This is a genomic window from Massilia putida (assembly GCF_001941825.1).
GTDB classification, from domain to species: domain Bacteria; phylum Pseudomonadota; class Gammaproteobacteria; order Burkholderiales; family Burkholderiaceae_D; genus Telluria; species Telluria putida.
Genome location: NZ_CP019038.1, coordinates 5689111 through 5707078, shown reverse-complemented (window position 1 = coordinate 5707078; position 17968 = coordinate 5689111). Strand labels below are relative to the sequence as shown.

The following is a 17968-nucleotide window of genomic DNA, read 5'->3' as shown; positions in this document are numbered from 1 at the left end:
GACGACCATGTACCTGCAAATGGCCGGTCTGCAATTCATGCCGACCGGCGTGATCCTTTACGTCATCAACTACGTCGACCTCGACCGGCAGCACCTCGCCCGCGAGATCGACGAGCGCTACGAACCCTTCCACCACTGGGGCGAAGTGCCGGACGACTTCAGCTACCGCAAGCCGTATCGCTACCGGCTGCGCGACGGGGTGGTGGAAGTAGCGCCACCCGACGCGCAGGACTACCGCTTCCACTACCGCCGGCTGCTGCTGATGGATCGGGTGCATGCGGCCTTGCGAGCGCAACGGACCGCGTTCGCCTCGAGATCCTTGCCTTTGCAGGACCGGCTGCTCGATCTCGCCCATGCCGAATGCCAGACGCTGGACGATTCGAGTGGCCAGGACGGTGAAGCATTGCCGCTGCTGGAGGCCATGGCCACAACCTGGAACACCACGCTGGCCACAGCGGCAGAGCGGGTGCGCATGGAATACGCCGACCGGCAGGACGCACTGATCCAGTCCGAGGTGCGCCGCTTACATGCCCTGGCGGCCGTCTGTGCCGCGCGTGATCACGACGATCTGGACACGCTGTTCGTGAGGTACGGATGCCATGACTGACTTACTGGTCGCCCGCAATCTGGTGCGGGACAACCCATTCGCAAGCGGTCTGCGCCAGGTCATCGGAGGTGTCGTCACGACCTCGCGCCTGGCATGCAAGCCCGATCTGCTGCGCTTCGGCGCATGCTGCCCGATGCCGGATGTAAGGACGGGTCCGCAGATGTCTTTTGCGGACTGCTGCGACGCCCGTGCGCGGGAACTGCTCGACACGCATGCGCGGCTGCACGTCATGTGGTCGGGTGGCATCGATTCGACGGTGACGCTGGTTGCCTTGCTCAAGGCTTTGCCCGCAAACGAACATGACCGGCTGACCGTGTACCTGTCGAGCCACAGCATCGCCGAGAACCCGGGCTTCTACCAGGCCCACATCGCCGGCAAGCTGTCGGTGCAACGCACGGTCGGCAAGGGCGGGCTGTACGACGAAACGGTGGTCACCGGTGAACTGGGTGACCAGCTATTCGGCTCCGATCTGATGCTCGAAGCCACGCGGCGACTAGGCTTCGACAGCCTGGCGCAGTCGCATGCCCTGGTCCTGCCTCGCCTGTTCGGCAGCATCGCCGGGGACGCCGAGACCGGCGCCGCGATCTATCGGCGCTATGCGCCGATCGCCGACGAGGCCCCGTACCCCCTGGTCAGCGCCCAGGACTTTCTGTGGTGGTGGAACTTCTCCCAGAAATGGCAGCACGTGAAGTACCGGCATCTGCTCTATGAGCCGCCGGGCTCGGACTACCGCGCATTGCTCGGCAAGGTCCGGCATTTCTTCGACACCGAGGCGTTCCAACGCTGGAGCCTCACGCATCCCGCCGACAAACTGGGCGCCGGCATCGACACCTACAAGATGCCGGCCAAGCGCTACATCGTCGCGTTCACCGGCGATCAAAGCTATCTGACCAAGATGAAGATCGGCTCGCTGTGCAAGGTCTTCAAGTATCCGCCGGTGGCTGCCATCACCACCGATGGCGCGCCGGTCGATCAGGCCGGCTTGCAGGCGTTTGTCCTTTCTGACTGAACGCGTCGCTCCGTTCGTTTTTCGATTCGCGGCCCGCGCCGCCCCCATTTGTTCAACCCATCCTTCCGAAGGAGGAATAGCCATGTCTTTCACCGTCACCAAAACCACCACGCGCCCGGCCAGCGACGTGCCCGTCTTCAAAGACAGCGCCAATCTCGATCCCGAGGTCGCAACCGCGATCGCCAACGTCGGCCACGCCGTGCGCACGCATCCGGCCGTGCAGTCCCGGTCGGTCGAGATGTCGGCCGACGGGCTGACCAAGACCACGACCACCGTCTGGGAAAGCCAGGAGGCCTATGACAGCTTTCAGGCCGCCAACAGCGGTGACCTGGGCAAGGTCTCCAGCGCGGCCAGCGCCTACAACAAGGCCAACGGCATCGTCGTCAACACCACCAAAACGGGGGCCTGATCATGAAAACCGGCGCCTATATCGACGCCCGGCACAGCATGTACCCGTGCCAGGCCTGGTTGCTATCCAGGCCGATCAAGGATCACATCACCGTCCCGCCGTTTTGCACGCTGTATGGCTTCGTCGTTGCCGGCCACGCCGATCAGGCGGCCTCGATCATCGCGGGCGCGGGCAACGCGGATGAACCGAAGATTTTGCGCCAGGCAGGCCAGTGGCAGTATTTCTGCCACGCCACCGGCAGCGAGCCGGCCACGCTGCTTCTGGGCGAGGACGATGACGCCCAGGTCTTCGCCGTGATCCGGCATGGCTTTCGTGGGCAGGGACTCGTCGGCGGCCCGATCGAGGCCTCGGGACGGCTGTGCTACATCGACAACTGCTCGGATTCGCTGCTGGTCTATCCGCCGCGCAAGGGCGACCCGAGCCTGAACCATCTGTCGTTCCCGGCTGGCGTGCGCCAGTCGTTTCACATCCATCCTTCGATCCGCCTGGGCGTGGTCGCCAGCGGTTCCGGCTTTGCCTGCTTCGCGGATCGCGAGATCCCGCTGACCGCCGGCACCTTGTTCTGCATCGAGGAGCGCGAGCTGCATCGCTTCCGGACGGACGATCAGCGGCTCGACGTCATCGCTTTCCACCCGGATGGCGATTGGGGGCCGACCGATCAGGATCACCCGATGCTCAACCGCACCTATCTGTCGGCTGCACGTCATGAATGATCCTGCCAGCGTCCAGTTGACGTACTCCGATGCGCCACTGTGCATTGCGGGGCGTCGGCACCAGGTGCTGATGGCGGTCAAGGCTCCCAACATCGTCGTGCTGGGCGGGTTTCTGGACGAGGACGCCTGCCGCTCCCTGATCGATCTGGCCCGCCCGCGCATGAAGCGATCGTCGGTCGTGCACCATGCCGAAGGGGTGCGCATCGACGACACGCGCACCAGCTCCGGGTGCCATTTCCGGCGCGGGGAAGTTGCACTGGTGGCGGACATCGAGCTTCACATCGCGGAGCTCTCCGGTATCCCCCCGGAAAACGGCGAAGGACTGCAGGTGTTGCACTACCTGCCAAGCCAGCACTACGTCCCGCACTGGGACTACTTTCCGCCGGAGAGTCCGTCGTCCGCCGACATCGTCCGGCCGGAAAACGGCGGCCAACGCATCGCCACCTTCATCGCCTATCTGAACACCGTTCCCTTCGGCGGGGAAACGGAATTCCCGCGTGCCGGCGTCAAGGTGGCAGCCGTCCAAGGCAATGCCTGCTTTTTCTCATACCGCACGGCGGACGGCCAGCTCGATCCACTGACGCTGCACAGCGGCAATGCCGTCGTCGACGGCGAGAAATGGATCGCGGTCAAGTGGCTACGCGAGGGGCGCTACCCCGAATAGGTCCGACCGGGCCGTGATACCGGCTCCGGCGGCATTCCACATTTCAACGAGAGGAGTCAGACATGAGCGATGTCTGTGAATGCGGCCGTCCCATCGGCTCGCATACCGACCGCCATACCGGCGGCGTGCTGTCGGAAAGCGACCGGCAGGCCCTGGCGGATGCCCTGTGCGAGGCGTTCGAGAAATCGGCGCCGGTGTTGTCCCAAGCCCTGTCCGATGCGCTGCAGGCGCAGTTCGAACGCGTGATCGGGCGCGGCGTGGTCGGTTGGCTCAAACGCATTTTGATCGCTGGCCTTCTGGCCCTGGCCGGCTACACCTTTACCAAGAGCGGAGGCTTCAAATGAACATCGTCATCACCCGAAAACAATCCACGGCCAGCGGCACCCCGGGCGAACTGGTCGCCACGAACCCGGTAGGTGAAACCTTCACCTGCCTCACGCTGGAACTGCCTTGGCAGGACAACACGCCGGGGGTGTCCTGCGTCATCGACGACAGCTACCGCGCGACGATCTGGCATTCCGATCATCTCGACTGTGACGTGCTGCGCCTGGAAGACAAACATGGCCGGCAGAACTGCCTGATCCACTGCGGCAACTTTGCGGGTGACGTGTCGCAAGGCATGGAAACTCAGGTGCATGGCTGCACGCTGGTCGGCAGCCGCTACGGGTCGCTGGCCAATGACGACGGGCATGGGCAACTCGCCATCCTCGACAGCCGCGTGACGCTGGCCAAGCTGATTGCATTCGTCGGCAGCGGTGAGCACACCGTCAGCTATCAATGGGCGCAGGGTTGCGAACCTGCCGCCTGCCACGCTTGAGGAGATCCACCATGGACATCACCGGCATCGGCACGGCGGCGGAAGCCGCCAAGAGCATCATCGGCATGTTCTTCCCCGACAAGACCGAGGAGGACAAGGCCAAGCTGGCAGCGACGCTGGCGCTCATTCAGACGCAGACCGACATCGACAAGGCGGAGGCGCAGAGCTCGGACCCACTGCAACACTGGCGCGGGGGGCTGGGCTGGGTGTGCGTCGCGGGGTATTTCTGGAACTTCGTTGGCGGGCCGCTCACGAATGCGGTGGCTGCTGCTGCCGGCCATCCGCTCAACCTGCCGTCGCTCGACCTTGGGCCGCTGGCCACGCTCACGCTTGGCATGCTGGGCCTGGGTGGGCTGCATGTTGCGGAGCGGGTGAACGGGGCAGCTTAAACGATCGGCTGTTGATTGACGCGTTCCGCTGGCGATCGGGGCCAGATGGTTTGTGCAATGCGGGTCACCTTTGCTGCTTCGCAACGCCCGAACCAGGAAAGGCATGGAAGCGCTTGGCTTCACCTCCGAACAGAGCGTTCATGTCACCCATATCAACAACGGAGCACATCCCATGAGCAACCGATACAAGAAGGCCATCATCGATGACGTCTCTGCACGCAACATCGACACCAACACGCAGGCAAACCTGCTCGATTTGTTCGAGTACGCCATGAAATCCGTCGCGACTACGCTCGTTCGCGAGGCCAAGTTCGACACCACCGACTTCTCCACAGCCGAGGGGCGGGGTTGCGAGGGATTTGCCTTGCTGGTGAGCCTAGCTCGCACCGATTCCCGCACGGCGTGGTTTGGAGCGTTTCAGCGCGGGGATGAACGTCTCGATGTTGTAGGCCATCTCGAATAACACAATCAGGCCGTTACGCGAGTACGGCCTTCGCCAGATTCAATGCCATAAAATTCCCCTTAGAGCCGGAATAGCTTTTTGATTTCGTTCTCTGCCGACACTGGCATGTCGTCCTTCTCGTACTGCCGGACGTTGGCCACGATGTTCTTTGCGCGCGTGATCTCGTTGTTTACCCATTGCGAGTACGACGAGCTGGTGTTCAGTTTGTCGACGACAGCAAAGAAATAGTCCTTCTGGTTCGTCAGCCACCAAAAGCTCAGGCCACACACCCATTTCTCCATCATGAAGGACTCGAACGGGAGCCCGCTGGTCGCGTTCCAGTACTTGAACAGCCGGATGGTCGGCTTGATCAGCGATTTGTGCTCCTTGTTCTTGGCTTCGAGCGTGGCATTGAAGTCGTTCGGATTCGTGGCTATCCAACCACCGGAGCCATTGGGAATCTGAAGCTCGCCGAGCCAAGTCGTCGTCGCGGGCACCAAGTCAAACTTGATGTGGTTCAGCTCGAGGACGATGGTTGGGCTGGACTGGTAAATCTCCGATGATCCATAACGCTTTTCGACGAAGGTCTTCAGCCTGTTCAAATACGTCTGTGGCGTGGCGGTGTTGTCGCTGAAAACGATCATGTAGTCGATGTCCGAGTGTTCATCCATCGAACGCGGCAAGATCGTGCCTCGCGTTGACGATCCGAAGCGGAAGTGCTGCTTGATCACGCCGCTGTCGAAATGCAGCGCCATCCGGGATTGCAGCGTCGTGATCGATGTCGTGATCGACGACTGCTCGGACGAAGAAAGCACGGCATTGCTGGCCATGTCCGTCAGAAAATTCAATACCGACATGCTGTCAGCCCTCCCCATCCACTCTGTGCGTCGCCTCACCTTCTTCGATGCCCTTGCGGGCGACGACAAATGCCCGTCGCGGAATACTCGGGCTCTTCAAGTTCAACTCATTGCGCGCTGCCGAAAGCGCCTTTAGTCGCTCGGGGAGCTCGTCCAGTCGATCTGACTGAAGTAGTTCGATCTCCCGGAAAAACCGTGCCTCGTTCCGAAGAGCAAGGAACTGACCAGCGGCGGCCCGGTGCATTGCCGCACGCTCGTTGGGCTTGAGAAAGGTCATCAGCCCAGTGAGCAACGATGCCAGCAGGGTGAACGCTGTCGCCCATTCAGGTTGGCTCTTGATCAGCGTCGCTCCCGCGACGGCCCCGAGAACGGTTGCCGGGACGCCCAACCAGTAGTTGCGGCGCACCCATGTATCCTCGGCGTTGAAGTGCCCTTTGCTGGAATACGTTGCATCCTCTTCCAGCCGCTCGGCCTCTCGGCGCAAGGCAGAAATCTTGTTTTGATCGACTGCGGACATTTCGTTCATTGCGTGCTCTCCCATCTTCACCTCACGCCGATGCGTCCGTCTGCGGCGGAGCCTTTGGCGGCACTGCGCCCGGGTGATAGGTCGAGTCGAAGACCATATCGGTCAGCCAGCGCTTGAAGCTGGGGTTGTCGCTGAACTGCTTGAACAGCTCGGTGTGATCGGAGATCAGCTCCAGCACCACGCGATTCAGCGCCTTGTCGTGTTCCAGCTTCGCGTTCTGCTTGTCGGAGTTGGCCTGCGCGTTCTGGTAGGCCTTGTCCTGCGCGACGCGGGCAGGAATCTCCTCGGTGATGACCTTGCGAATCTTGTCGCCGTCCTTCCACTCGATGTTGCCGAACATATCGTTGAAGGCCCGGATGATGTTCGATAGCTTGTCGATATCGGGCGTGCCACCACCGCCACCACCACCAGGCGGGGGCGGGTCGATGAAGGCATCTGCATCCTCCATCGACATCTTCAGTGACGCCTGCGCCTCCACCCGATAGCTGTCCATATCGATGGCTTCCAGCACGCCCTTGGAGAGGTCTTCCTCCTTCGGGGCAGGGAGCTTCGGGATCAGGAAGTTCAAGAAGATCGCCAGCTTTTCCCAAGCCGGGTGACCGTAAGTCAGGATCGCCGCGAGGAAGCCGTAGCTGCGCACGAAGGCCTTGGCCTTGCCCTTGAACTCGACTTGGTCGTCTTCGTTCAGGTTGTCGATGTACTCGGCAACGCAGGCGTCGAGGATGGGGTCGAGCTTGTCCCGGTCTGCACCGGTGACGTAGAGCGCCACCAAGTCCTCGACCTGCTGCCAGCTGTACACCTGCTTCGCATCGAGATCGTTCTTCAGGTCATGCAGCTTGTTGGGGTCAGTTTCGCCGGTCTGGATCGTGGCGCGGTAATAGTCCTGGAAGGCCGCCTTCACCGCCTCGGCGTTGTCGGCGAAATCCAGAACGAAAGTGTCGCGCTTCTGCGGGTGGGCCCGGTTCAGGCGCGACAGAGTTTGCACTGCCAGCACGCCCGCCAGCGGCTTGTCCACGTACATCGTGTGCAGCAGCGGCTCGTCGAAGCCGGTGACGAACTTGTTGGCGACAATCAAGAAGCGATACGGGTCTTGCTTGAGCTTGGACGGGATGTCCTTGCTCGGGAAGTCATTGAGGTCGGCCTCAGTCTTCTTCACCCCGCCAATCTCAAAATCGCCCGAGTACGCCACGATGGCCTTGTACGGGCTCTTGATCGTGGTGAGGTAATCTGACACCTCGCGGCAGTAGTCGATGGCCCGCGCGATGCCGTTGCATACGATCATCGCCCGCGCCTTGCCGCCGATCTTCTGCTTGCCCGCCACCTGCGCCATGAAATGATCAACCATGATCTCCGCCTTCTTGCGGATGGCCTTGTCGTGGGATTCGACGTAGTGACGAATCTTCTTCAGCGCCTTGACCTTGTCGAAGTCCGGGTCGTCCTCCACCGTCTTGGCGACGTGGTAGAAGCTGTCCACCGACGTGTAGTTCGCAATCACGTCGAGGATGAAGCCCTCCTGGATCGCCTGCTTGGTCGTGTAGGTCAGCTCCTCCGGCGAACGGTAGTGTGGTTCGCCACCTTCCATATAGCGCTCACCGAACAACTCCAGCGTGCGGTTTTTCGGCGTGGCCGTGAAGGCAAAGTAGCTGGCGTTCGGCAGCATCTTGCGCGACTCGATCAGCTTGTTGACGGCGTCTTCGACGGATTCTTCGTCATCCTCATCGTCGCCAGCCGCGCCCGACAGGGCCATGTGCATCTTGGCGGTGGTCTTGCCGCCCTGGCTGGAATGCGCCTCGTCGATCAGCAACGCGAACTTCTTATTGCCGAGGTCGCCCAACTCATCGAGGATGAACGGGAACTTCTGCACCGTCGTCACGATGATCTTCTTGCCTTTGCGCAGGAAGGTGCGCAGCTCGGCGGCGTCCTCTGAGTGGCCGAAGATCGACGCAACGTGGTCGTAGCTCTTGATGGTGCGGGCGATCTGAGTGTCCAGCGCACGCCGGTCGGTGATGACGATGACCGAGTCGAACTGGGCGAGCATCGCATCGGCAGCGGTCTTAAGTTCCACCAACTGGTGGGCCAGCCACGCGATGGTGTTGCTCTTGCCGCTGCCCGCCGAGTGCTGGATCAGGTAGCGCTTGCCGACGCCGTCCTCGCGGGCGCGGCGCAGCAAGGCTCGAACGGTACGCAGCTGGTGAAAACGCGGGAACACCTGCTTGCGCCGCTTCTTGCCCTTTTCGTCTTCTTCTTCCACCACCTGCGTGAAGTTCTCGATGATATTGGCCAGCGAGTCCTTCTGCAGCATCTGCTTCCATAGGTAGTCGGTTTTCAGGCCGTGCGGGTTGGGCGGGTTGCCAGCGCCGCTATTCCAGCCTTGGTTGAATGGCAGGAACCACGAGGTCTTACCGGTGAGGTGCGGGCAGAAACGCACCTCGGCATCGTCCACCGCCATGTGCGCCACGCAGCGCCCGAGCTGGAACAACAACTCGTTCGGGTTGCGGTCGGTCTGGTACTGCGTGATGGCATCGGCCACAGTCTGCTTGGTCAGGGAGTTCTTCAACTCGAAGGTCAGTACCGGCAGGCCGTTGATGAAGATCACCATGTCCAGTGAACGCTGCGACTCGTCGTTGCTGTAGCGCAGCTGCCGGGTGACGCTGAAGATATTCTTGCCGAAGTTCTCGGTGGCGCTGACGTTGCCCGGCGTTGGCAGCAGCTTGTACAGGTCGACATGTGCGGGGCCGTGGCTGACACCTTTGCGCAGCACATCCACCACGCCGCGCTTGGCGATCTCACCCTGGATGCGGTGCAGGAACTGCGTGCGCTTGATGCCTTCGTTTGCCAGTTCCAGCGCGGTGAAGACCGTGGGTTGGGTGGCCTGCAGAAACGCCAGCAATTGCACCACGTCGACCGCCACGTCGCGGTTGTAGTCGGTGGGCTGGCCCTGCACGTAGCCGCCGCCGGTGCAGAGGTCGCGCACGATCAGGGCTTCCAACCCCTTCTCGCTGGTGTCAGTCGTCGCCATCGTCTTCCTCCCCATCGGTATCGATTTCTTCGTCGCCGCCCAATGCAGCCAGGTCTTCCTCAGCCACCACGTCGTCCGGGCCGGGTACCCAGCCGCGCACATCCACTTGGCCAGTGACGACATCTGCAATCTGCCTGTCGCGGTACTCGCGGATCAGCTTGATTTCTTCTTCTGCGCGGGCGATGGCATCGTCGAGTGGTTGGCATTCGTCGGCGATCCACTTGCAGATGGCCTTTTGCTCCTCAACAGGCGGCACAGTGAACGGAACCGTCACAAGCTTTTCACGTGTCAGGTGCGCGATGCTGACGCGGTTCACGATGGCGTTGAAACGTCCTCGCTTGCCGTAAGCGAAGAACTGGTGGAACAGGAACTCGGGCGGCATCATGGGCTTGGCGGCCACCCGGTGCACGGAGTTCTGGATATAGCACTCCGGCAGTTCATCATTCCACATGCAAGCACGACCGACTTCACCGCCTTCACTTACCAGCAGGTCGCCCTTACGAACGCGAAGCTGCGCCATCTCTGAGTTCGCGATCCACATCTCCTTTACGTCACGCACATCCGGCTTTATCCACTGAACATTCGTGGAGCGCAGATAAGGCTTGAATTCCCCGTCGCCGTTTTTGGCTTCGGTGGTCAGCATCTTGCCCAGAACCACGCTGGCGATGTTTTTCAGCCGCTGAACTTCCCAATGCTTAGGCACATCACCTAGCCACTCGATACCGGAAGGCTTCAACGCGACCGAGGCATCAAGTCCGCGCGTGACCGCGTGGTCGATGATGCGCAGCTTCTGTTCGTTGAGCAGGCCGATGAGCTCGCGCTTGGCCTTGATAAGGCGGGCGATGTGGGCATCCTGAGCCCGCAGGTAGGCGACGATCTGGTCTTGTTCGGGGCGCGGCGGTTGCAGTAACGCGATGTCGAGAAACTGGTTCGGGTACAGGCGCAGACGCGAGGATCGAATGCCAGTCGAGCGCCCGATGTATTCGGCAACGTAGGCGCGGGTCCGCAGCAGGTAGTCGAGATACGCAGGGTTGAAGCTCTCGGCACGGTGAGGGCGATATACGCCGTAAGCCGGACTGACGATGCCCACGTGCCTGCTCGCGCCAAGTGCGGCCATCCAGGCCCAAAGCGTGTTGATTACGATGTCACCGGGGCGGCACAACTTGGAACCGACATAGCTCGCGGCCTTGAACATCGTGACGTTCTTCTGGCTGCGCGGCGTGACGCCTGTCAGATGCGACACCGACAGCAGTTCTTCCTGTCCGGTCTTGGAGCGCTCGTCCACCTCGCGGAAGAAGGTCTTGGCGCGTTGCTCGTTCCAATGTGCGGGCACGGGCGGCAGCCAGTGCATCCGCGCCGTGCGGTAGCCGGGATAAGCGTTCGCTGCTGCCATCACTCAGCCCCCACAATCTTGTGCAGCAGACCGTCGGTTTGCGCTTCCAGCTTGAGGATGTCGGCGCGAATCTGCTCCAGCGTGCGCAGCGGGGTCGGCTTGTAGAAGTAGCGCGCGAACGAGATCTCGTAGCCGATCTTGGTGGCGTCCATCGCGATCCACGCATCCGGCGCGTGGGGCAGCACCTCGCGAACGAAGAAGGCTTCGATGCCACCGGCTTCCTTGAGCTGCACCTGCTCGGTGTCGCGCAGGTCGGTATCGGCCTCGTACTCGACCATGAAGCGATCCTTGCCCACGATCTCCAGGTACGCCCCGTCGTAGCCAGGTTCAAAATGCTCGCCCGCCTTGAGCTTGCTGCGCTTGGCAATAACAGGCGGTGCGGCTTCGTCGCGCCAGCTCACCGCCTTGTAGATGGCCTTCTTTTCGGGTGCGCCTAGCTTCTTGTCGTGCACCTTCATCGTGGCGTCAAAGCGCGTGCGGAACTCGTTATGGTCGTCGAACACGCCTTCGCCAAGTTCCTGCTGGGCCAGCTTGGCCAGTTCTACCAGGGTCTTGTCGCGCAACCACGTCGCGGGGTCGAGCAGCTTCTTGCGTCGCTTCTCCGGCACGGCCTTCTTGGTGGTCTTGGCGTCTTCGTCATCCGACTCGTCGTCGGCATCCTCGTCGCCGTCGTCACCTTTCAGCCACGCTTCGATTTCGGGCTTGAGCTTGGCGAATTCCGTGTACAGCTTGTCGCCATGCTTGGCGTAAATCTCGCTGCGTAGCGCCTCGTCGCCCGTGGCAAAGCGCAGGCTTTCGATGGCGCTGCGCTTGAGCTGGCTCTTAAGGCGCAGCGGACGCTCAACCGTAATCTTCCAGTAGCCGAAGTCGGCGTTATCGAACCATTTGCATTCCGGCGTTGCCTTCGCGGCTTCCGCATCGGTAGGTGGCTGGTCGAGGTAATGCTTCAGGATGCGTTCAATGTCTGCGTCCGCCAGTTCGCAGTTCTTCTTGCCGAGGTTGCGCCGCAGCGGCAGGAACCACTGCGAGGCGTCGATCAGCTGTACCTTGCCGCGCCGGTGGGCGGCCTTCTTGTTGGCCAGAACCCAGATGTAGGTGGCGATGCCGGTGTTGTAGAAGATGTTGAGTGGCAGAGCGATGATGGCCTCGAGCCAGTCGTTTTCCAGCACCCAACGGCGGACGTTGCTCTCGCCTTGGCCAGCATCGCCCGTGAACAGCGCGGAGCCGTTATGCACCAGCGCGATGCGACTGCCCAGCGGCGTGTTGTGCTTCATCTTCTGAAGCTTGTTCACCAGGAACATCAGCTGCCCGTCGCTGGAACGGGTGATGAGCTTGAATTCGGAATCGCCGCCGTGATTGATGATGAAGCGCGGGTCACTGAATTCCTTCTTACCGCCCATCCGGTCGAGGTCAGTCTTCCAACTCTTGCCGTAAGGCGGGTTGGAGATCATGAAGTCGAACTCGCGCGACCGGAACTGGTCGGCCGACAGCGTGGACTTGTCAGCACCGCCGACAATGTTCTCAGCCTCGTCGCCTTCGCCCTTGAGCAGTAGGTCGGCCTTGCAGATGGCGTAGGTCTCGGGGTTGATCTCCTGCCCGAACAGGTGAATCGAGACTTCCTTGTCGTGGCTCGCCGCCAGTTCGTGCAGCGCCTCTTCGGCCACGGTCAGCATGCCGCCTGTGCCGCAACTGCCGTCGTACAGCAGGTAGGTGCCGGACTGGATTTGGTCGGCCACCGGCAGGAACAGCAACTTGGCCATCAACTTGACCACGTCGCGCGGCGTGAAGTGTTCGCCAGCCTCTTCGTTGTTTTCCTCGTTGAAGCGGCGGATCAGTTCCTCGAACACTGTGCCCATGCCGTGGTTGTCGAGCGCGGGCAGCTTGATCCGGCCGTCCGCATCCTTGACCGGCAGTGGAGAGAGATTGACCTCGGGGTCGAGGAAGTCCTCGATGAGGTAACCGAGGACGTGGGCATCGACCAGCGTTTGAATCTGGTCGCGGAATTTGAACTTGGTGAGGATTTCCTGGACGTTGGGCGAGAAGCCATCGAGGTAGTCGATGAAGTCATCGCGCAGGCGCTGGCCGGCACTGCTGGCTTTGAGCTTCTCGAGCGTGAAGTCGGAGGTGTTGTAGAACGCCTGTCCGGCAGCCATCCGCAGCGCGCCATCCTGCTCGGCCACTTTGTGCGTGTCGAGGAACTTCTTGCGCTCCAGCACCGCCTGCTTGGTCGATTCGAGCACGGCATCGAGCCGCCGCAGCACGGTGAAGGGGAGGATCACGTCACGGTACTTGCCGCGCACGTACACGTCGCGCAGGCGGTCATCGGCAATGTTCCAGATGAAGTCGGCGACCCACTTCAACTGGCTTTGGTCTTGCACTCGATTCGCTTTTATTGCTCCAGCTTTCGAGTCGCCCGTGCCATGTCGGCGAACTTGGCGCTCGGCATCGGAGCTGAAATTCTCTTTCTTGCTATTTGTCGTTGCCATTTCTGTATCGGCCATATTCGTTCTCATTTCTCATTTTTTCGAGGCGGCGCTCCTTCAAGCGTCGCCAACATCTGTTCGGCCGCATCCCACGGCAAGCGCCGCCCGTCGGTGCGCATCTTGTGGAGGGCCGCCCTGGCCACTCCCACAGTGATGCGCTGCTCGCGCACCATCTCGGCGATCAGCCAGACCGTGCCTCTCACTTCAACCTGTTCCATTTCCGCTGCCTGCCTCAATGCGGCGTCGCCGGTCAGCAGTGGACACTTCTCGGCTTCCGCCAAGGCCAGCGCGAATAGATCATTGCGCCCCGGCTTGGCATAGGTCTGCGCCAGCGACTGCACACGTTCGACGCTTTTCGCCGACAGCGTGCGAGTCTGCAACCCCATGTCCAGCAAATGCGCGTGCTGCTCTTCCAGCTCCTCGTAGTAAAGAACGTCAGGCACGGCGAACTGGTAGCCGAGGCTGAACATTGGTGCCACGAGGTCGCCTACTTCGACATCCATCAAGATGTTGGCATCACTGATTAACAGCAGCATCGCCGCCCTCCATAGAGCGGACGCGCCGAAACTGTTGCAGTGGCATGTTCATCAGTTCCGCAGCTTTCGATTCGCCGATGTACTCCTCGGCCAGCGCGTGAAACACCAGTTGCTCGAAGATGTGCGCCTTCTCGGTAGGGTAGTCGCGCCCCGGTTCTTTTCGGTACCAACCCTTGAAGCGGAACAGTTTGGCCTGCTCCTCGCGGTAGGCAGGCGAGATGATGCCGAGGTCTCGGGCGCGATAAAGAATGCCGGCCATCGACAGGCCGAACTCTTCCTTCAGCAGCCCGAGTTCCTTGAGTTCGATCGCGTTGCGGTGTTTGCCCAGCTCCTGCAACACAGAGGCACACGGGAACAGAAAGGCACCAGCAAAGCGGTTGCACGCCATCTCTTCGTCCAGATCATCGGGGAGACGACCTTCGAGCATCAGATGCCCCAGCTCGTGCGCAAGTGTGAAGCGCTGACGATCGCCGGGCCAATGGCGTCCCACGACCACAATGGGCATGCCATTGACGCGAGCGGCGAGGCCGTCAAATTGGTTCTCGGCATCCGCCTCGATCATGAAGACACGGATGCCGTTGGTTTCCAGAACATCAATCAGATCGGGAATCGGGTCCAGACCCAGATCCCAGGTCTCGCGGACACGCTCGGCAACCTCCTCGATCCGATCCATCGCGGTGATCGTCGTTGGCAACCCCTCGACGGGTGCGAACGACTTGACGGGCGGCTGCGGGAAAAGGTTTTCCAGCTCGATGCGCCGCTCAATCTGGTCGATCACCTCGTGGGTGATCGCGTCCAGTCGCTTCTTGGGCAGCGAGCTGCGCTTGCGGTACTCGATGCCTTCGAGCGCCACGGGCTCGGGACGGAAGAAGTACTCGGTGCGCACGTTGAGCGCACGCGACAGCCCGATCAGGATGTCGCTGGATGGCATGGCGAGGCCGTCTTCGTACTTTTTGATAGCGGCATGGGAAACGCCGACGCGCTCGCCCAGGTCGCGCAGGGAGAGCCCGGCTGCTTTCCGAGCCCGATGGAGTCGAACGCTGAACATGGGGTGGCCTTTTCCTTTGAGGTTTACACGCAACGAAATTATAGTACAATTTGTAAACCGCAGTCCAGGCCGACCTGCGGTTCATCAAGGTGCCAAGCCACTTGGTGCCTGAGCCCTCATCGCGGCCGAAGGAGTCCAAACATGGCTACAAAGCATTTCCCGAAGGGCCTGGATGGCCGCATGCGCGATCAGAACGGCGAGATCCGGCAGAAACGCAGTGACACGAAGGTAGGTACCTTGCGCCAGACCTATGGCGACGACTTCGCCAAGGGCTACCGCTCCGACGCCCACCTGGGAACGGTCTTGAAACGCGAAGGCGTGGAGACGCTCGATCAGTTGATCAAGAAGAAGTAGCCCCGACGCCGAGACCAAAACGTATAAGGCCCCGCCGCCTTGTTTTGAAAGGAAGGGCCTTTGGAATCGCCGACCGAAAGACTATTTGTGTTTTCCGGCGCTTCAAAACTTCTTGCTACCGTTCTGATTCGGTTGAGCAGCGCTGAGCCCAAGCCATGACGTCATGCAACTTGAAACGCAGCGAGGCGTTGATGTGCAAGCATGGAACGCCAGCAGCGTCACGCACCTTTTTGTTGCTAAACAGATAAACCGGCATCCCCATGGCGGCGGCGACCTCCGCCGCTGTCAACAGATTCGACGACGGAGGGGATTCGCATTGTTGTGCTCGTTCCGACGTTGATGCATACAACGCGTTGTGCTCGAACGATGTCACCTCAACCAACGGGTAAGTTACCCTCTTGGATAATTTCAGGTAGCGAGGGCCACGGCCTTCGTTCCTCCACCGCTGCAATGTTTTTGGGCTCACACCCCAACGCTCGGCCAGTTCGTTTTCAGATAGGACATATTTTTCCATGACATAACTCCTTTGGGTTGATGGAGTTATGTATTCAGATCTGGTCGAGTGAGCTTGACAACCCTCACTTGCTCGCACCGCCTGAGGGCAGGCTGTTGATATTCAACGAATTGCTTGAGCGGTCTGCGCTTGCGGACCGCAGACTTTCAATGCACCGGCAATTTGGCTTGCAACCGCCGTCGCGGGCACCGCGTGTTCCGAAACGTCGTCACTTGTTGATATCTACCGACGAAACGGAACATTTCTCAGTCTGTACCGGCTTGAGGCGCAACGGCCCTGGTCGACGTTGCCAGGCACGACTCTTCGTAGGCCTCGATGTCGACCTGCCGGTAGAGCACCCGACCGCAAATTTTCAGGAACTTGGGACCAATACCCTCGCAGCGCCAGCGTTCGAGGGAGGCCTCGCTGACGCTCCAGCGGGCGGCCAGTTGTTTTTGATTGAGGTGCATGACGTCCATCTTGGTCTCCTTGCGAATGAGTTGGCAGGAGCCCATGAAGGCGTTGTTCCGCACACGAGTCAAGTCATTCCCTGTCGGCCAAATCGTTCAACTCGTAGCTGGTGCTGCGACCACCAGCATTCGTTTTCCGCAACACGCCGCGAGCCAGCAAGTCATTGATGTCGCGCAATGCTGTGTCCGGTGAGCATTTGGCGATCGCCGCCCACTTGCTGCTGGTGAGTTTGCCTTCAAAGCCATCGAGTAGTCGATTGATCAGCTTCACCTGTCGCTCGTTCAGCGGCATCGTGGCCCAATGCTGCCAGAATCTCGTCTTGGCCAGGACCGCGTCGAGCGTGTGCTGCGCCTGATCGACGGCACGGTGCAACGTATCAAGGAACCAGGTGAGCCACTCCGTGACGTCGAGCGACCCTTTCTGAGTCCGCTCCAGGATGTCGTAGTAGGCCTTGCGTTCCCGCTGGATCTGCGCCGACAGACTGTAGAAACGCTGGGGACTGCCATCGGCACGGGCTAGGAACAAATCGCCGATGGCACGGGCGATACGGCCGTTCCCGTCGTCGAATGGATGCAAGGTGACAAACCACAGATGAGCAAGCCCTGCCTTGATCAACAGCGGCTCGTTCGACGAGCCGTTGGCCCAGGCCAGAAAGCGGTCGGCCTCGAACCCCAGCCGGTCGGCCGGCGGCGCTTCGAAATGCACGCGTTGGCGCCCCAGCGGGCCAGAGACTACCTGCATCGGACCGGTGGCATCGTCGCGCCAGCCGCCAACGTTGATCCGGACGAGGCCGGAATAGCCAGTGGGGAACAGGGCTGCGTGCCACCCGAACAAGCGATCTCGGGTGACCGTGGCGTTGCAGTTGGCGGTGGCGTCTAGCACCATCTCGACCACGCCTTCGACATGACGGTCCACCGGGGTCAGCGCACCGATGTCGACGCCGAGGCGGCGGGCGATGGACGAACGGACAGACTCGACGTTGAGCTGTTCGCCCTCGATCTCGCTGGTCTTCACGACGTCCTCAGTCAGCGCCGATAGGCTTGCCTGGTCGCGCAAGGTCATGCCCACGTCGGCAAGCCGCCCCATGAGCAGGCCCTGGGCGCGGCTGACGTCAGCCAACGACCGGGCCAAGGTAGCCAAGTCGAAGCGCCAACTCGGCCAGTCGCTGGCCTGCCAGATGTAAGTGTAATCGCCGCTGTTCATGCGGAGATTATGAGGCGCATTCTCCGCAAGCGCAAGTTATTCGCCGCATTTCATGCGGCGATAGGCTGGTCTATTCGCCGCACCGCTGCCGTTGCGGACGCGGGTTCGATTCCGTAAATGGGAATTGAACTGGGCAGACTGTCTGTGAAGTTGACTGTTTGACAACCTGTCACGCGAGAAAGCAGCTCGAACGTCCGCGATTTTGGTCTGTCAAGCCCCACTTTTCGCTGGAACCCTCAGCCTTTCGCAACTTGCCGGCACTCCGGTATTGCGCACATTCAACGCAGTTGGCTGCTGGAAGCCACCCCACCACCAGTATTCAAAAACAAAGCCCGTCTCGCGTAAGCGAGGCGGGCTTTGTTTTTGTACCTCAAGTGCAAAACGGGAATTGAATCCGCGTCCGGAACGGACGAGGGGCGAGCGGGGAATTCGAGTCGCGCAGCGACGAGCCCGCGAGAGCCCTTGCGCTTGCAAGCGCAAGGGCGCTCCGATTCGCCCGACCAAGCAAAATCGCGCAGCGATTTTGTGCCTTAGC

20 protein-coding genes are annotated in these 17968 nt (G+C 60.9%); 10 read left to right on the top strand and 10 right to left on the bottom strand.

Going from position 1 to position 17968, the window contains the following annotated elements:
- Window positions 1-7: 7 nt before the first annotated feature.
- The 9 genes from BVG12_RS27580 (at window position 8) to BVG12_RS27540 (ending at window position 5071) form a co-directional block, all read left to right on the top strand.
- Window positions 8-607, top strand: coding sequence for a hypothetical protein (locus BVG12_RS27580; protein ID WP_075795188.1), 600 nt, complete (start codon window positions 8-10; stop codon window positions 605-607).
- Complete coding sequence (locus BVG12_RS27575; RefSeq protein ID WP_075795187.1) at window positions 600-1616, top strand: hypothetical protein; 1017 nt, start codon at window positions 600-602, stop codon at window positions 1614-1616. Before BVG12_RS27580 ends, BVG12_RS27575 begins: the two co-directional genes overlap by 8 nt.
- An 82-nt stretch (window positions 1617-1698) precedes the next feature.
- Complete coding sequence (locus tag BVG12_RS27570) at window positions 1699-2025, top strand: hypothetical protein (RefSeq protein WP_075795186.1); 327 nt, start codon at window positions 1699-1701, stop codon at window positions 2023-2025.
- Between the two features lie 2 nt (window positions 2026-2027).
- Window positions 2028-2738 carry a cupin domain-containing protein gene (locus BVG12_RS27565; protein WP_075795185.1) on the top strand — a complete coding sequence of 237 codons (711 nt, stop codon included), beginning with the start codon at window positions 2028-2030 and terminating at the stop codon, window positions 2736-2738.
- Window positions 2731-3402 carry a 2OG-Fe(II) oxygenase gene (locus BVG12_RS27560; protein WP_169926843.1) on the top strand — a complete coding sequence of 224 codons (672 nt, stop codon included), beginning with the start codon at window positions 2731-2733 and terminating at the stop codon, window positions 3400-3402. Before BVG12_RS27565 ends, BVG12_RS27560 begins: the two co-directional genes overlap by 8 nt.
- Before the next feature lie 62 nt (window positions 3403-3464).
- Window positions 3465-3746, top strand: a complete 282-nt coding sequence (locus BVG12_RS27555; protein ID WP_075795183.1) for a hypothetical protein — start codon at window positions 3465-3467, stop codon at window positions 3744-3746.
- Window positions 3743-4219: a DUF5675 family protein gene (locus BVG12_RS27550; RefSeq protein ID WP_075795182.1), complete on the top strand. Its 477-nt coding sequence runs from the start codon at window positions 3743-3745 to the stop codon at window positions 4217-4219. The genes BVG12_RS27555 and BVG12_RS27550 overlap by 4 nt, the downstream gene beginning before the upstream one ends.
- 11 nt (window positions 4220-4230) lie before the next feature.
- A complete protein-coding gene (locus tag BVG12_RS27545; protein WP_075795181.1) occupies window positions 4231-4608 on the top strand; it encodes a 3TM-type holin in 378 nt (125 codons plus the stop codon).
- 103 nt (window positions 4609-4711) lie between these two features.
- Window positions 4712-5071: a hypothetical protein gene (locus BVG12_RS27540; protein WP_229503734.1), complete on the top strand. Its 360-nt coding sequence runs from the start codon at window positions 4712-4714 to the stop codon at window positions 5069-5071.
- 59 nt (window positions 5072-5130) lie between these two features.
- Here BVG12_RS27540 and BVG12_RS27535 read toward each other — a convergent pair whose 3' ends face one another.
- Genes BVG12_RS27535 through BVG12_RS27505 form a run of 7 tightly spaced genes read right to left on the bottom strand, consistent with a single transcriptional unit; the run spans window position 5131 to window position 14912 of the window.
- Window positions 5131-5907 (bottom strand): SMODS domain-containing nucleotidyltransferase, encoded by a 777-nt coding sequence (locus tag BVG12_RS27535; RefSeq protein WP_075795180.1) that lies wholly within the window; start codon window positions 5905-5907, stop codon window positions 5131-5133.
- Between the two features lie 4 nt (window positions 5908-5911).
- Window positions 5912-6433 (bottom strand): SLATT domain-containing protein, encoded by a 522-nt coding sequence (locus BVG12_RS27530; protein WP_075796598.1) that lies wholly within the window; start codon window positions 6431-6433, stop codon window positions 5912-5914.
- Between the two features lie 22 nt (window positions 6434-6455).
- Entirely contained in the window at window positions 6456-9452 is a 2997-nt protein-coding gene (locus tag BVG12_RS27525) for a type I restriction endonuclease subunit R (protein ID WP_075795179.1), read from the bottom strand.
- Window positions 9439-10845, bottom strand: coding sequence for a restriction endonuclease subunit S (locus BVG12_RS27520; protein ID WP_075795178.1), 1407 nt, complete (start codon window positions 10843-10845; stop codon window positions 9439-9441). The genes BVG12_RS27525 and BVG12_RS27520 overlap by 14 nt, the downstream gene beginning before the upstream one ends.
- Window positions 10845-13346, bottom strand: coding sequence for a type I restriction-modification system subunit M (locus BVG12_RS27515; RefSeq protein WP_229503732.1), 2502 nt, complete (start codon window positions 13344-13346; stop codon window positions 10845-10847). Before BVG12_RS27515 ends, BVG12_RS27520 begins: the two co-directional genes overlap by 1 nt.
- A gap of 8 nt (window positions 13347-13354) precedes the next feature.
- Window positions 13355-13864 (bottom strand): PIN domain-containing protein, encoded by a 510-nt coding sequence (locus BVG12_RS27510; protein WP_075796596.1) that lies wholly within the window; start codon window positions 13862-13864, stop codon window positions 13355-13357.
- Window positions 13845-14912: a helix-turn-helix domain-containing protein gene (locus BVG12_RS27505; protein ID WP_075795177.1), complete on the bottom strand. Its 1068-nt coding sequence runs from the start codon at window positions 14910-14912 to the stop codon at window positions 13845-13847. Before BVG12_RS27505 ends, BVG12_RS27510 begins: the two co-directional genes overlap by 20 nt.
- A 141-nt stretch (window positions 14913-15053) precedes the next feature.
- Between BVG12_RS27505 and BVG12_RS27500 the strand changes: the two genes are divergently transcribed.
- The gene (locus BVG12_RS27500) at window positions 15054-15266 is read left to right on the top strand and encodes a hypothetical protein (RefSeq protein ID WP_075795176.1); all 213 of its coding nucleotides are present in this window, start codon (window positions 15054-15056) and stop codon (window positions 15264-15266) included.
- 115 nt (window positions 15267-15381) lie between these two features.
- Here BVG12_RS27500 and BVG12_RS35705 read toward each other — a convergent pair whose 3' ends face one another.
- The 3 genes from BVG12_RS35705 to BVG12_RS27485 form a co-directional block, all read right to left on the bottom strand.
- Window positions 15382-15780 (bottom strand): helix-turn-helix domain-containing protein, encoded by a 399-nt coding sequence (locus BVG12_RS35705; RefSeq protein ID WP_307189090.1) that lies wholly within the window; start codon window positions 15778-15780, stop codon window positions 15382-15384.
- A 245-nt stretch (window positions 15781-16025) separates the two neighbouring features.
- Complete coding sequence (locus tag BVG12_RS27490; RefSeq protein ID WP_075796595.1) at window positions 16026-16238, bottom strand: helix-turn-helix transcriptional regulator; 213 nt, start codon at window positions 16236-16238, stop codon at window positions 16026-16028.
- Window positions 16239-16302: 64 nt separating this feature from the next.
- Window positions 16303-17433, bottom strand: coding sequence for a Fic family protein (locus BVG12_RS27485; RefSeq protein WP_075795175.1), 1131 nt, complete (start codon window positions 17431-17433; stop codon window positions 16303-16305).
- Window positions 17434-17968 lie beyond the last annotated feature (535 nt).